Raw genomic sequence first — 12,763 nt, forward strand, 5'->3', positions numbered from 1 at the left:
GGTGTCAGGAAAAGCTTTTCCCCCTCACCCCAGCCCTCTCCCCCAAGGGGGCGAGGGGGAAAGGGAGCCGATCTCCGTGGTTTTCAGATCTTGAGTTCGACTGGATATTTCAGGTCGGCGTACCTCGAAAGAACACCACGATCCCTCTCCCTCCGGGAGAGGGCTAGGGTGAGGGGCTCTTGCTTTGGCTTTCCCCCAGACATAAAAAAACGCCAGACTAGCTGGCGTTTTTTTTACAACCGGCAAACGCTTACGAACGAGCGCGAGCCTGGTTACGCAGGGCTTTCACCTGGGCGTGGTTGCGTTGTACGCCGTGGTATTGGCGTTCAACCAGATCACGAATACCCACCAGATTATGCTTGCTGATTTTCTCGAGGGCTTCTTTGTAAGCCTTCAGCGCATGGTCTTCACCGCGCTCTGCTTCGTTCAGTACAGCCTCTTCGTCTTTGCCGGTGAACATGGCTTTGACGTCGACCCAGCGACGGTGCAGGTCACCGCTGACGCTGGTGGAAGTTTCCGGATCGCCGCCCAGCTTGCGAACTTCGGCTTGCAGTTCTGCTGCAGCGGTGGCGCAATCAGCGGAGCGAGTTACAAACAGGGTTTTCAGTTCTGGGTGCTTGATGTCTTCAGCGCAAGTCTTGAACCCTTCCTGACCGTCCTTGCTGGTTTCAATCAGGTCATTGAGTACAGAGATGGCTTCTTTATTCATGTCGGTCATTTTTCAATTCCTTGCGATTGGTTGAAGATGCAAGGGATATTGCAGTGTGCATGCCAGCTTTTTTATTTTTAAAAAACACTTATAAATCAGCCAGTTAAAGATAAGTGAACTATCTGTATCACGGTTATTTGCATGATCTGTCATTTGGCCTGCATGCAGAATGCCTGTATTTTCCAAGCTGATTTGAAGCCAGACGATCTCACTGATGAATCCCGAAAAACTCGAACTGCTGATCACCCGCGAAATGCCCTTCGGTAAATACAAAGGCCGGATCATTGCCGACCTGCCAGGCCCGTACCTGAACTGGTTCGCCCGCGAAGGTTTCCCGCACGGCGAACTCGGTGGCCTGCTCGCGCTGATGCAGGAGATCGACCATAACGGCCTCTCGGACCTGCTCGAACCGCTGCGCGCCAAACACGGCAAACCTGCCCCGCGCCACTGAAGCGCCCTCCTCTCTAGAGTCAGCCGACCATGCCCGATAACACCCGCCGCGCCCGTGACGAAGCCTTTTGGCGAACGTTCGCCGATCGCTACGACGTTCAACCCGGTCCCGTGAACCTGGAAAACGGTTATTTCGGGCGCATGTCGCGCACGGTGATCGAGGAATACCAGCGCAACATCGAGCTGATCAACACCAGCAACTCGGTGTACGTGCGCCAGCGTTTCGAGCAGCACGACAACCTCGATATCCGCGCACAACTGGCCGAGTTGATTGGCGTGCGTGCGCAGAGTGTGGCGTTCACCCGCAATGCCACCGAAGGTCTGCAGTCGCTGATTCGCAACTACAACCGCTTGCAACCGGGCGATCAGGTGCTGATCAGCGATCTGGAATACGACACGGTCAAAGGCGCCATGCGCTGGCTCGCCAGGCAGCGCGGCGCCGAGGTGATCGAGATTGCTCACGCGCACCCGGCGAGCTACGACAGCCTGGTGGAGACTTACCGCGAAGCCTTCGTCGGTCATCCGCAAATCAAGCTGATGGCCCTGACTCACGTCACTCACCGCACCGGTCTGGTCATGCCGGTGCAAGCCATCGCCGCGCTGGCCAAAGAGCATGGCGTCGATGTCATCCTCGACGGCGCCCATGCACTCGGTCAGATCGAGTTCGATCTTGATGCCCTCGGCATCGCTTTCGCCGGATACAACCTGCACAAATGGATCGGCGCACCGCTCACCCTCGGCTTCCTCTATATCGCGCCACACCGCCTGGCCGACATTGATCCGGACATGGGTGAAATGCATTACCCGGGCAATGACATCCGTGCGCGCACTTCGTACAGCACGCCCAACATTCCGGCGCTGATGACCTTGCCGCTGGTGTTCGAAGAGCACCGTTCCCTCGGCGGCGCACCAGCCAAGGGCGCTCGCCTCAATTATCTGCGCAACCTCTGGGTCAGCGCGGTGCGGCACTTGCCGGGCATCGAAGTGATGACGCCAGACGACCCTCGGCTGTATTGCGGCATCACATCCATGCGCTTCACTCGGCACGACGATCAACAGGCGATGGCCGAACATCTGCTCAACGACTACAACCTGTTCACCGTGGTGCGCCATGGCGCAGCCAGCGGGCCGAGCATCCGCATTACACCGGGGCTGACCACCACCGCTGCCGACATGCAGTTACTGGTGCGGGCGCTGAACGAGCTGCGCTAAAACACCGTGATCAGGTATTTGTCATAGCCCGCCACGCCGATCTGCGATGACAGTGCAAAGGTGTCGACGCCGATCGTCAGGTTGCCGAAGTAGCCGTCCTCCGGGCCATCGTCTGTGATCGGCCGCAACGCCAGCCGAACGGCATCGTTATCAGTGGCTGTGCAATTGCAGGCACAGGGCAGATGCAGGCGCCCCGCCCAGGCCTCTTGGTACAGCTGCGGCTGTTGATCGTCATTGGCGATGGCGACGCTCAGAGCGATGCATGAAAAGGCAGTTTGCCGATCCGGATAAAGGCTGGTGAAACGAACGATGCCTTTACTGTCGGTCGACTGACTGCCGCACAGTGTGTCGGTGCCAATGTGCTGCTCGATGCGGACCACGGCGCCACTGACCGGCTCGCCGGTCATGGCATCGACCAGGGCCAGCCGCAATAGAAGAGGCAAGCCTTCGATGCCCGCGCTGATGTTGCGCACCTTGCCCTGGCTGTTGTGCCAATCGAAACTGCCAACCACGGGCAACTGCCGCGGGTGCAGAGCGTTGACTGATAAAGCTAAAGATTGATGGTCGTCCATGAGGCGTTCTCTCTTCCGTAAGATGAACGCAGATTAGCGCCACGCAAACGCGGCTGTGCGGTAACTATGTATCGCGTGATGTCCTGACACTTTCTTCAAGGCAAAAAAAACGGTGCACCGACCAAGCGCACCGTAAAGCCGTAGAACACACAACGAAGTGTCTGGTAACAATCAGTCCAGCAGCGCCAGTGCCTCAGCGGTGCATTCCTGAATACGGGCCCAGTCGCCGTTCTTGATCCACTCCGGATCAAGCATCCAGCTACCGCCCACGCACATGACGTTTTTCAGCGCCATGTAGCTCTTGATGTTGGCCGGGCCGACGCCGCCAGTCGGGCAGAATTTCACTTCGCCGAACGGACCGCCGAGGGCTTTGATTGCCGCCACGCCACCGCTGACTTCAGCCGGGAACAGCTTGAAGCGGCGATAACCCAGACCGTAGCCTTCCATGATGCCGGAGGCGTTGCTGATGCCCGGCAACAGCGGAATCGGGCTGTCGACACTGGCTTCGAGCAGGTCACGGGTGATGCCTGGGGTGACGATGAACTGCGAGCCAGCGGCTTCGGCAGCCGCGAGCATGTTGCGATCGAGCACGGTGCCGGCACCGGTCATCAATTCCGGACGCTGGTCGCGCAGGATCTGGATGGCCTTGAGGCCAAACTGCGAACGCAGGGTCACTTCCAGCGCGGTGAGGCCACCGGCAGCCAGAGCGTCAGCCAGTGGCAGCACGTCCTGTTCGCGAGCGATGGTGATCACCGGCAGGATCCGCGCCTTGGCGCAGAGGCTGTCGATCAGGGCAACTTTGTCCGCCATGGAAACGGTCGGGGATGGGGTTGTCATAGCGGCTGTTCCTTGGCTCATGGGCACCAGTAAATCTCTAACGTAGGTTGCAGAAACGCGCGCACCGGCATGGCGGCGACGTCGGATGCCAGTGCGGCATTCAGGGTGGTCAGTTTCGACTGACCGGAAATCGACAGAATCTTATGTTTGGCCGAGGCCAGCAGCGCACGACTCATGGTCAGGCGTTGACGCGGCACGCTTGGCGCCAGCATCGGCCAGCAACGGCGCGTGCCATCAGCCTGCAGCGCTTCGGCGAGGTTCGGGCTGTCGGGGAACAGCGACGCCGTGTGGCCGTCATCACCCATGCCCAGCACCAGCACGTCAATCGGCGGCAATTCGGCAAGCAAGCGATCAGCCTGTTCAGCAGCCTGCTCGACGTTGGCCGCCGCGCTATACAGGCTGAGGAACTGCGCCTTGGCCGCCGGGCCTTTGAGCAGGTATTGCTTGAGCAAACCGGCATTACTGTCGGCATGTTCAACCGGTACCCAGCGCTCGTCAGCGAGGGTCACGACGACCTTCGACCAGTCCAGTTCCTGCTTGGCCAGGTGCTGGAAAAACGCCACCGGGCTACGACCGCCGGACACCACCAGCACCGCGTTGCCGCGTGCAGCAATGGCCTCGCTCAATTGCTTGGCCACGTTCAGCGCCAGACCTTCGGCCAACAACACCGGGCTTTTGAATTCGTGGGCATTCACGCCCGCAGGCAGTTGCACATCAGATATCGCCATACCACGACCTCCCGTCCCGCGTGATCAATGCAATGGAGCTCATCGGCCCCCACGACCCGGCCGCATACGGCTTGGGCGCGTCACCGGATTTTTTCCACCCGGCGATCAGTTGGTCACACCACTTCCACGCGGCTTCGATTTCATCTTTACGGACAAACAGGTTCTGATTGCCGTTCATCACTTCCAGCAACAACCGCTCGTAGGCATCGGGGATCCGCGCGCTACGCCAGGTGTCGGAGAAATTCAGTTGCAGCGGGCCGCTGCGCAGTTGCATGCCTTTGTCCAGGCCCTGCTCTTTGGTCATCACGCGCAAGGAAATGCCTTCGTCCGGTTGCAGGCGAATGATCAGTTTGTTGCTGATCTGCAGGCGCTGCTCAGGGGCGAAGATGTAGTGCGACGGTTCCTTGAAGTGGATGACGATCTGCGACAGTTTTTGCGGCATGCGTTTGCCGGTGCGCAGGTAGAACGGCACGCCGGCCCAGCGCCAGTTGCGGATATCGGCACGCAAAGCGACGAAGGTTTCGGTGTCGCTCTGGGTATTGGAATTCGGTTCTTCGAGGTAACCCGGTACGGATTTGCCTTCGCTGTGGCCGGCAATGTACTGGCCACGTACGACCTGCGTGGTCAGGCCTTCCGGACTGATCGGCGCCAGGGCCTTGAGCACTTTTACCTTTTCGTCGCGGATGCTGTCGGCGGACAGGTCGGCCGGCGGGTCCATGGCGATCAGGCAAAGCAGCTGTAACAGGTGATTCTGGATCATGTCGCGCAGTTGGCCGGCCTTGTCGAAGTAGCCCCAGCGGCCTTCGATACCAACCTTCTCGGCCACGGTGATTTCCACGTGGGAGATGTAATTCTGGTTCCACTGGGTTTCGAACAGGCTGTTGGCGAAACGCAGGGCGATCAGGTTCTGAACGGTTTCTTTGCCCAGGTAGTGGTCGATGCGGTAGGTACGGTTCTCCGGGAAGAACTGCGCCACGGCGTCGTTAACCTTGCGCGAGGATTCGAGGTCGGAGCCGATCGGCTTTTCCAGTACCACGCGGGTATTTTCTGCCAGACCGACTTTCGCCAGGTTTTCGCAGATCGCGCCGTACACCGCCGCAGGGGTGGCGAAGTAGGCAATCATGCGTTGCGTGCTGCCAGCCAGTTCGGCCAGCGCCACGTAATCTTCGGATTTGAGGAAGTCGACGTGCAGGTAGGTCAGGCGTGCGAGAAAACGCTCGGCGACGGCCTCGTCCAGCTCTTTGCCCACATAACGACGCAGTTCGGCGGCGATGAACGCCATGTGCTGTTGCTGGGAACCTTCTTCACGGGCCAACGCGATGATGCGCGTGTCCTCGTGCAACAGATCGGCGCCATCGAGGTGATAAAGGGCAGGAAACAGCTTGCGCAGGGCCAGATCGCCAAGCGCGCCGAACAAGGCAAAGGTGCACGGTTCAACCGTAATCGAAGGCATGATGTTTGTTCTTTTATCAAGTTAAGCTACAAATACCTTTTTTCAAGGCATCACTCAAGGGAAAATGTAGTAATAACCACAACATTTTCGCAAAATACAGATTCCGAGTGGTGGTCGCTCGGACGCATCAGTAGGATAGGCCACCGTTACGGGCCATATCAAAGGCCCAATTTGCATAGCCCGGCGCACCTTTGCGCAGGTGAATTAGGAATTCCATATGGACCGCGTGCGAAATTTACTGGAACAGATCCAGAGTCGCCTTGAAGACCTGAACAAGGCCGAACGCAAAGTCGCCGAGGTGATCCTGCTCAACCCGCAGCAGGCCACCCGCTTCAGCATCGCCGCCCTCGCCCAGGCAGCCTCGGTGAGCGAACCGACGGTCAACCGTTTCTGCCGTTCGTTCGGTGTCAGCGGCTATCCCGAACTCAAACTGCAACTGGCGCAGAGTCTGGCCAGTGGCGCGGCGTATGTCAGCCGCGCGGTCGAGGCCGACGACAATCCCGAGGCGTACACGCAGAAGATTTTCGGCAGCGCCATTGCCTCGCTGGACAGTGCCTGTCAGGCACTGGATCCGAACCTGATCAGCCGCGCCGTCGACCTGTTGATTCAGGCGCGACAGATCCACTTCTTCGGCCTCGGCGCCTCGGCACCGGTGGCACTGGATGCGCAGCACAAGTTCTTCCGCTTCAACCTGGCGGTGACCGCGCATGCCGATGTGTTGATGCAGCGGATGATTGCCTCGGTGGCGCACACCGGTGAGTTGTTCGTGATCATTTCCTACACCGGGCGCACCCGTGAACTGGTCGAAGTGGCGCGTATTGCTCGGGAAAACGGTGCTTCGGTGTTGGGTTTGACGGCGGAGAATTCGCCGCTGGCCAAGGCGAGTACCTTGAGCCTGAACATTCCGTTGCCGGAAGACACTGACATCTATATGCCGATGACATCGCGGATCATTCAGTTGACCGTGCTGGATGTGTTGGCGACGGGGATGACCTTGCGTCGCGGAGTGGATTTCCAGCCGCATTTGCGCAAGATCAAAGAGAGCTTGAATGCGAGCCGGTATCCGGTTGGGGATGAATTCAACTAAAGATCAAAAGCACCCTCACCCCAGCCCTCTCCCGGAGGGAGAGGGAGCCGACCGACGTGTCTTCCGTCATGCATCGACCTGAGAGACCGAGTCGATAATGGATTCACAGCCGATCTTTCATTTCGGTGAAACTCTCCAATATCCCGCAATCAGTCCCCTCTCCCTCTGGGAGAGGGCTAGGGTGAGGGTAGCGGTGTACTTGACACACTCAAGCCGCCGCCCACGCCTGCAAACTCAAATGCGCCTTCTCCCCCGGCGCTAAATGCAGGCTGTCAGTCCCACCCGCCGCCGCTTCCACGCAGACAAACTCCGAAATCTCATCCCACGTCACGCCCAACAACGGCCGCGCGCCCGGATGCCACACCACCGTATCCGCACTGTCACCGGTATCAATGCACAACTCGCGCTGCCAGGCGTGATCTTTCAGCTGCAATTCACCGTCATGCTGGAACACCCGCTGACAGCCGCCATCGACCCGCAACTCGCCTTCCTGCTGACAAATCTGCCGGTTCAACTGGTCATAGCCCTGCGCCCCTTCAAGCCCAGACAGCGCTATCTCACCGACATCACCAATACGCCAGTAAGCGTGCAAAGCCTGGCTCAACTGGCATGGCATGTCGTCCTGATGCTCGGTACTCAGGCGTAATTCCATGCGTTCGCCCAGATGCGCGTGCAGGTCGACCTGCCAGTCGCACAGCTGCAATTGCCAATGCAGGCGCACGCCGTCTTCGGCGCTGCTGCTGTCGAGCAGCTTCCAGTCGAGCAAGCGCGCCCAACCATGCGATGGCCAGGCGTTTTCGCTGGGATGACGGCCATACCACGGCCAGCACACCGGCACGCCACCGCGAATGGCACCCACATGCGGCCACTTCGCCGCGCACCACAACCACGGCTTTTGCCCACGCGGCTGAAAGTGCAGCAACTGCGCGCCCTGACGACTGAACACCGCCTGACACAGCGGATGATCGATCACCAACACGTCGCGCATCTGATAGCGCTCCCAGGCGAACACCGGTTGTTCACGCAGGGATTTGAAGAAGCGTTGTAGCGGATGCTCATGCATTTGCCACGGTTCCGAATTCATCTGTTACGGGCTGCGCCAGCCCCCCAAAAAAAGCGGACAGCCTGGGCTGTCCGCAAATATGCGCACATAGAGAGGAGCTTATCGCAGACGCGTTAGAACGTAGACTGAATTTTCAGGCCAGCGACCAAAGCGTTGTCCACTTCATCCACACCACCCGGGTGAGTGATGTATTGCAGGTTAGGACGTACGGTCAGCCAGTTGGTGACGTGGAAGCCGTAGTTGATCTCGTAGTTGTATTCGGTTTCACGAATCGGCGAGAACACCGGATTGTCGTAGTCCGAAACCCCGTTGGAAGCGTTCAGCAGTTCGGCGTTTTTCTTCACGTCATCGTTAACGTGGATACGCGCCGCGCCAATACCGACGTCATCCTTCGGACGCGCGTCGAACGGGCCTTTGTAGACAAACATCACCGACTGGTAGTTGTCGATGAAGTTGGTGTCCTTGTCGTGGAACGTGGCGTTGGCGGCAATATTCAGACCGCGAGAAGCATCACCGTTGTGGCTGGTGAGTTGCTGTTGCGCCACAAACCAGTAGCCGCTTTTGCTGCTGTGGGTTTTGTAGGCATCACCAGTGGTGGCTGCGTCGAAACCGTTGACGTCTTCACGAACGTCGTCGGCATCGGCCGTGCTCTTGTAGTAACCCACACGGTATTCGCCTGGCAGGCTGTTGACCTTCGGCGACCAGACCAGCTCGACCGGAAGAACGGTACCTTTGGTGCCGCTGCCACTGAGCTTGAAGCCGTTGCCGTGTTCCAGCTGCGACGGGTTCTGGTTGTACGCACCGATCTGCGCGTAGAGCTCGTCGTTAATGTTGTACTTCACACGAATCGCGGCCTGGCTGACGGGCCAGTTGTACCAGATGTTGGTCGCCCAGTTACCCACTTGCGAACCGCAGAACGCGAGGTTCTGGAAGTCGCACGGGAAGGTGTTGAAGTCTTCGCCTTCACCGAAGTAACCGGCCTTGACGTCGAGTTTGTTGTCGAAGAACTGGTGCTGAATCCACAACTGGGTCAGACGCACCATGTGGCCACGGCCGTAAACTTCTTGCGACGAACTCAAGGTGCCGGCACGCGGATCGCCAACGCGGTCGTTGGAGATGTTGTAGCCGTTACGGTTGGTCAGCTGGATCTTCGCCTGAGTGTTATCCCAGCCCCACAGCTTTTGCAGATCGAGTGCCACGCCCAGACCGAACTGGTCAGCGTAACGCGCGGTCTTGTCGTCGTTGTAGCCACCGTGCAGGTTGCCACCGACTTCCCCAACGTAGTCAGCCTTGATGTCGATACCCTGCTCGATCAGCTTGGTACGCTCGCCACCCCAGTCGCCGGTCATCCATTTCGAATCGGAACTGAAGGCATCCGCCGCCATGGCGTTACCGGCCAGCACCAAAGCCGCCGCAGCCGACACTTGGCAGATCAACCGGGCATTGACGTGTTTCTTTTTCATCCCTACATCCTCGTCTTTATTGTTATTAACTGTTTTTATCTAACGCGGTTTACATAAAGTGCGATGGATTACAGGCAATCCACCGCGTGCTCCTTGTAGGAGTGAGCCTGCTCGCGATAGCGGTTTTACATTCAACATCTCTGTCGACTGATACACCGTCATCGCGAGCAGGCTCACTCCTACACTGTTCCTCAGCGCCCCTTGAACTGGGCGACGTTCGCAGACCGCGCATCGGTCTGTGGTTGACCGGCAGTGCCGAGGCGCTCACCGGTGTTGGCATCAAACAACAGCACTTTCGAAGGATCGAATTGCAGTGTCAGGTTCTCGCCCACCTGCGGCGCCACATCCGGCGCCAGACGGCAGCAGACTTTGGTTTCATTCAAATTGACGAACACCAGGGTGTCCGGACCGGTCGGCTCGGTCACCTGTACTTCGGCGCGAATGCTCGGCAAGCCATTGCCCTCGCCGTTCGCCAAAACGATCTGTTCAGGACGCAGACCGAGGATCACTTCGCGATCTTCGAGCCCGGCGTCCTGCATGCTCATCGGTAACTCGCAACGCGCCTGCCCGCTGTCGAGCAGCGCCAGCAGACGACCGTCCTTGCGCTGCAGGCGCAGCGGAATGAAGTTCATCGGCGGCGAACCGATGAAGCTCGCCACGAACAGGTTGGCCGGGTCGTTATAGATCTCTTTTGGCGTGCCGAACTGCTGAATGATGCCGTCCTTCATCACCGCCACCTTGTCGCCCAGGGTCATTGCTTCGATCTGGTCGTGGGTCACGTAGACCGTGGTGGTTTTCAGGCGCTGGTGCATCAGTTTCATTTCGGTGCGCATCTCGACGCGCAGCTTGGCGTCGAGGTTGGACAGCGGTTCATCGAACAGGTAGATCTTCGGCCGACGCGCCAAGGCACGGCCCATCGCTACACGCTGTTGCTGGCCACCGGAGAGTTGACCCGGCTTACGGTTCAGCAGGTGTTCGATCTGCAACAGCTTGGCGACGCGCGCGACTTCTTCGTCGATCGCCGACTGCGGCATCTTGCGGATCTTCAGACCGAATTCGATGTTCTCGCGCACGCTCATGGTCGGGTACAGCGCGTAGGACTGGAACACCATGGCGATGTCGCGATCCTTCGGGCTCATGCCGCTGACGTCCTGATCGCCGATCATGATCGCGCCGCCGGTGATGGTTTCCAGACCGGCGATGCAGTTCATCAGGGTCGACTTACCGCAGCCCGACGGGCCGACGAGGATCAGGAACTCACCGTCCTTGATCGACAGTTCGATGTTCTTCAGGGTGTCCGGCAGGCCGGCACCGTAGGTCTTGTTGACGTTGCGAAGTTCGAGCGTTGCCATGATTACCCCTTGACTGCGCCGGCTGTCAGCCCGCGCACGAAATACTTGCCTGCGACCACATAGACCAGCAGGGTCGGCAGGCCGGCGATCATCGCCGCTGCCATATCAACGTTGTATTCCTTGGCGCCGGTGCTGGTGTTGACCAGGTTGTTCAGCGCCACCGTGATCGGTTGCGAATCACCGCTGGAGAACACCACACCGAACAGGAAGTCGTTCCAGATCTGGGTGAACTGCCAGATCAGGCAGACCATGATGATCGGCGTCGACATCGGCAGAATGATGCGGCGGAAAATCGTGAAGAAACCTGCGCCGTCGAGGCGTGCGGCTTTCACCAGCGCATCCGGAATGCTCACGTAATAGTTACGGAAGAACAGCGTGGTGAACGCCAGACCGTAAACCACGTGGATAAACACCAGACCGGTGGTGGTGCTCGCCAGGCCCATCTTGCCGAGGGTGAACGAGGCCGGCAGCAGCACGGTCTGGAACGGCAGGAAGCAGCCGAACAACAGCAGACCGAAGAACAACTGCGAACCACGGAAGCGCCAGAACGACAGCACATAACCGTTCAATGCACCGATGGCGGTGGAGATGATTACGGCCGGAACGGTGATCTTGATCGAATTCCAGAAGTAACCGTCAACCGTGGCCCAGGCCTTGACCCAGCCAATGCCGCTGACCACGGTCGGCCAGCTCAGCAGGTTGCCGGTGCTGATGTCTTCCGGGGTCTTGAAGCTGGTCAGCAACATGACCACCAGCGGCACCAGATAAAGCAGTACGGCGAGGATCAGCACCGCGTAGATCGCGATGCGACTCAGGCTGATAGCAGGTTTGGCGGCGAGACTAGTCATTGCGCTTGGTCCTCAGCTCGGAATACAGGTAAGGCACGATGATCGCGAGGATCGCACCGAGCATCAGAATCGCACTGGCCGAGCCCATGCCCATCTGGCCGCGACTGAAGGTGAAGGAATACATGAACATCGCCGGCAGGTCGGAGGAATAACCCGGGCCACCAGCGGTCATCGCCGCGACCAGGTCGAAGCTCTTGATCGCGATGTGCGCCAGAATCATCACTGCACTGAAGAACACCGGACGCAGGCTTGGCAGCACCACTTTCCAGTAGATCGTCGGCATGCTCGCGCCATCGATCTGTGCAGCGCGGATAATCGATTGATCAACGCCACGCAGGCCGGCGAGGAACATCGCCATGATGAAGCCCGAGGCTTGCCAGACAGCGGCGATCACCAGGCAGTAAACCACGCGATCCGGGTCGATCAGCCAGTCGAGACGGAAGCCTTCCCAGCCCCAGTCACGCAACAATTTGTCCAGGCCCATGCCCGGGTTGAGCAGCCATTTCCAAGCGGTACCGGTAACGATCATCGAGAGCGCCATCGGGTAAAGGTAAATGGTGCGGATAAAGCCTTCGCGACGGATGCGCTGGTCGAGGAACACCGCCAGCAACACGCCAATCACCAAGGTGATGCCGATGAACATGCCGCCGAAAACTGCGAGGTTCTTGCTCGCGACCCACCAGCGATCGTTGTCGAACAACCGCGCGTATTGCGCCAGACCGGCCCATTTGTAGTTGGGCAGGAACGTCGAGGTGGTGAACGACAGCACGAACGTCCACAGGATGTAGCCATAGAAGCCCACCAGTACGATGAACATGCTCGGCGCCAGCACCAGTTTGGGTAGCCAGCGTTGCAATGCATCGAACGGCGAGGCCTTGCTGAACACAGCAACAGAACTCATGGGGAAATCCAGTACAGGGAATAAAAACTACAGTGAGATCCCTTGTGGGAGCGAGCCTGCTCGCGAAAACGGTGTGTCAGTCGACGGA

At 58.8% G+C, this 12,763-nt stretch carries 13 protein-coding genes; 3 read left to right on the forward strand and 10 right to left on the reverse strand.

All coding sequences use genetic code 11. The features are described from left to right. Positions 1 to 250 precede the first annotated feature (250 nt). On the reverse strand, positions 251 to 718 hold the full coding sequence (locus AB4O01_RS13160; RefSeq protein ID WP_460091997.1) for a ferritin-like domain-containing protein: 468 nt from the start codon (positions 716 to 718) through the stop codon (positions 251 to 253). Positions 719 to 923: 205 nt separating this feature from the next. On the opposite strand from AB4O01_RS13160, the gene AB4O01_RS13165 reads away from it, so the two are divergent. Both AB4O01_RS13165 and AB4O01_RS13170 read left to right on the forward strand, forming a co-directional pair. Further along, a complete protein-coding gene (locus AB4O01_RS13165; protein ID WP_003227425.1) occupies positions 924 to 1,160 on the forward strand; it encodes a DUF3820 family protein in 237 nt (78 codons plus the stop codon). Positions 1,161 to 1,189: 29 nt separating this feature from the next. Continuing rightward, on the forward strand, positions 1,190 to 2,371 hold the full coding sequence (locus AB4O01_RS13170) for an aminotransferase class V-fold PLP-dependent enzyme (RefSeq protein WP_093430459.1): 1,182 nt from the start codon (positions 1,190 to 1,192) through the stop codon (positions 2,369 to 2,371). Here AB4O01_RS13170 and AB4O01_RS13175 read toward each other — a convergent pair. The 4 genes from AB4O01_RS13175 to zwf all read right to left on the reverse strand — a co-directional run bounded on the left by AB4O01_RS13175 (position 2,368) and on the right by zwf (position 5,961). Next, positions 2,368 to 2,943, reverse strand: coding sequence for a peptidase associated/transthyretin-like domain-containing protein (locus tag AB4O01_RS13175; protein WP_099756992.1), 576 nt, complete (start codon positions 2,941 to 2,943; stop codon positions 2,368 to 2,370). The genes AB4O01_RS13170 and AB4O01_RS13175 overlap by 4 nt on opposite strands. Before the next feature lie 171 nt (positions 2,944 to 3,114). Continuing rightward, positions 3,115 to 3,780 carry a bifunctional 4-hydroxy-2-oxoglutarate aldolase/2-dehydro-3-deoxy-phosphogluconate aldolase gene (locus AB4O01_RS13180; RefSeq protein WP_008082815.1) on the reverse strand — a complete coding sequence of 222 codons (666 nt, stop codon included), beginning with the start codon at positions 3,778 to 3,780 and terminating at the stop codon, positions 3,115 to 3,117. A gap of 17 nt (positions 3,781 to 3,797) precedes the next feature. Next, positions 3,798 to 4,508 carry a 6-phosphogluconolactonase gene (gene pgl / locus AB4O01_RS13185; protein ID WP_034153386.1) on the reverse strand — a complete coding sequence of 237 codons (711 nt, stop codon included), beginning with the start codon at positions 4,506 to 4,508 and terminating at the stop codon, positions 3,798 to 3,800. Next, positions 4,495 to 5,961 carry a glucose-6-phosphate dehydrogenase gene (zwf, locus tag AB4O01_RS13190; RefSeq protein ID WP_077574250.1) on the reverse strand — a complete coding sequence of 489 codons (1,467 nt, stop codon included), beginning with the start codon at positions 5,959 to 5,961 and terminating at the stop codon, positions 4,495 to 4,497. The genes pgl and zwf overlap by 14 nt, the downstream gene beginning before the upstream one ends. A 226-nt stretch (positions 5,962 to 6,187) precedes the next feature. Here zwf and AB4O01_RS13195 point away from each other — a divergent pair, with 226 nt between their 5' ends. Continuing rightward, positions 6,188 to 7,048, forward strand: coding sequence for a MurR/RpiR family transcriptional regulator (locus AB4O01_RS13195; protein WP_171057240.1), 861 nt, complete (start codon positions 6,188 to 6,190; stop codon positions 7,046 to 7,048). 208 nt (positions 7,049 to 7,256) lie between these two features. Here AB4O01_RS13195 and AB4O01_RS13200 read toward each other — a convergent pair whose 3' ends face one another. The 5 genes from AB4O01_RS13200 to AB4O01_RS13220 form a co-directional block, all read right to left on the reverse strand. After that, entirely contained in the window at positions 7,257 to 8,111 is an 855-nt protein-coding gene (locus AB4O01_RS13200; RefSeq protein WP_093430701.1) for a D-hexose-6-phosphate mutarotase, read from the reverse strand. 113 nt (positions 8,112 to 8,224) lie between these two features. Then, complete coding sequence (locus AB4O01_RS13205) at positions 8,225 to 9,574, reverse strand: carbohydrate porin (RefSeq protein WP_093430461.1); 1,350 nt, start codon at positions 9,572 to 9,574, stop codon at positions 8,225 to 8,227. A 191-nt stretch (positions 9,575 to 9,765) separates the two neighbouring features. Continuing rightward, the gene (locus AB4O01_RS13210; RefSeq protein WP_095048187.1) at positions 9,766 to 10,926 is read right to left on the reverse strand and encodes an ABC transporter ATP-binding protein; all 1,161 of its coding nucleotides are present in this window, start codon (positions 10,924 to 10,926) and stop codon (positions 9,766 to 9,768) included. A gap of 2 nt (positions 10,927 to 10,928) precedes the next feature. Beyond that, positions 10,929 to 11,774, reverse strand: coding sequence for a carbohydrate ABC transporter permease (locus AB4O01_RS13215; protein ID WP_007917872.1), 846 nt, complete (start codon positions 11,772 to 11,774; stop codon positions 10,929 to 10,931). Continuing rightward, on the reverse strand, positions 11,767 to 12,675 hold the full coding sequence (locus AB4O01_RS13220) for a carbohydrate ABC transporter permease (protein ID WP_007917874.1): 909 nt from the start codon (positions 12,673 to 12,675) through the stop codon (positions 11,767 to 11,769). The genes AB4O01_RS13215 and AB4O01_RS13220 overlap by 8 nt, the downstream gene beginning before the upstream one ends. Positions 12,676 to 12,763: the final 88 nt, after the last annotated feature.

Source organism: Pseudomonas sp. S2_E02 (genome assembly GCF_054668355.1).

What these genes read in the sequence shown, in the direction of transcription:
- AB4O01_RS13160 (WP_460091997.1), bottom strand. Translation starts at nt 718, where the DNA reads ATGACCGACATGAATAAAGAAGCCATCTCTGTACTCAATGACCTGATT.
- AB4O01_RS13165 (WP_003227425.1), top strand. Translation starts at nt 924, where the DNA reads ATGAATCCCGAAAAACTCGAACTGCTGATCACCCGCGAAATGCCCTTC.
- AB4O01_RS13170 (WP_093430459.1), top strand. Translation starts at nt 1,190, where the DNA reads ATGCCCGATAACACCCGCCGCGCCCGTGACGAAGCCTTTTGGCGAACG.
- AB4O01_RS13175 (WP_099756992.1), bottom strand. Translation starts at nt 2,943, where the DNA reads ATGGACGACCATCAATCTTTAGCTTTATCAGTCAACGCTCTGCACCCG.
- AB4O01_RS13180 (WP_008082815.1), bottom strand. Translation starts at nt 3,780, where the DNA reads ATGACAACCCCATCCCCGACCGTTTCCATGGCGGACAAAGTTGCCCTG.
- pgl (WP_034153386.1), bottom strand. Translation starts at nt 4,508, where the DNA reads ATGGCGATATCTGATGTGCAACTGCCTGCGGGCGTGAATGCCCACGAA.
- zwf (WP_077574250.1), bottom strand. Translation starts at nt 5,961, where the DNA reads ATGCCTTCGATTACGGTTGAACCGTGCACCTTTGCCTTGTTCGGCGCG.
- AB4O01_RS13200 (WP_093430701.1), bottom strand. Translation starts at nt 8,111, where the DNA reads ATGCATGAGCATCCGCTACAACGCTTCTTCAAATCCCTGCGTGAACAA.
- AB4O01_RS13205 (WP_093430461.1), bottom strand. Translation starts at nt 9,574, where the DNA reads ATGAAAAAGAAACACGTCAATGCCCGGTTGATCTGCCAAGTGTCGGCT.
- AB4O01_RS13210 (WP_095048187.1), bottom strand. Translation starts at nt 10,926, where the DNA reads ATGGCAACGCTCGAACTTCGCAACGTCAACAAGACCTACGGTGCCGGC.
- AB4O01_RS13215 (WP_007917872.1), bottom strand. Translation starts at nt 11,774, where the DNA reads ATGACTAGTCTCGCCGCCAAACCTGCTATCAGCCTGAGTCGCATCGCG.
- AB4O01_RS13220 (WP_007917874.1), bottom strand. Translation starts at nt 12,675, where the DNA reads ATGAGTTCTGTTGCTGTGTTCAGCAAGGCCTCGCCGTTCGATGCATTG.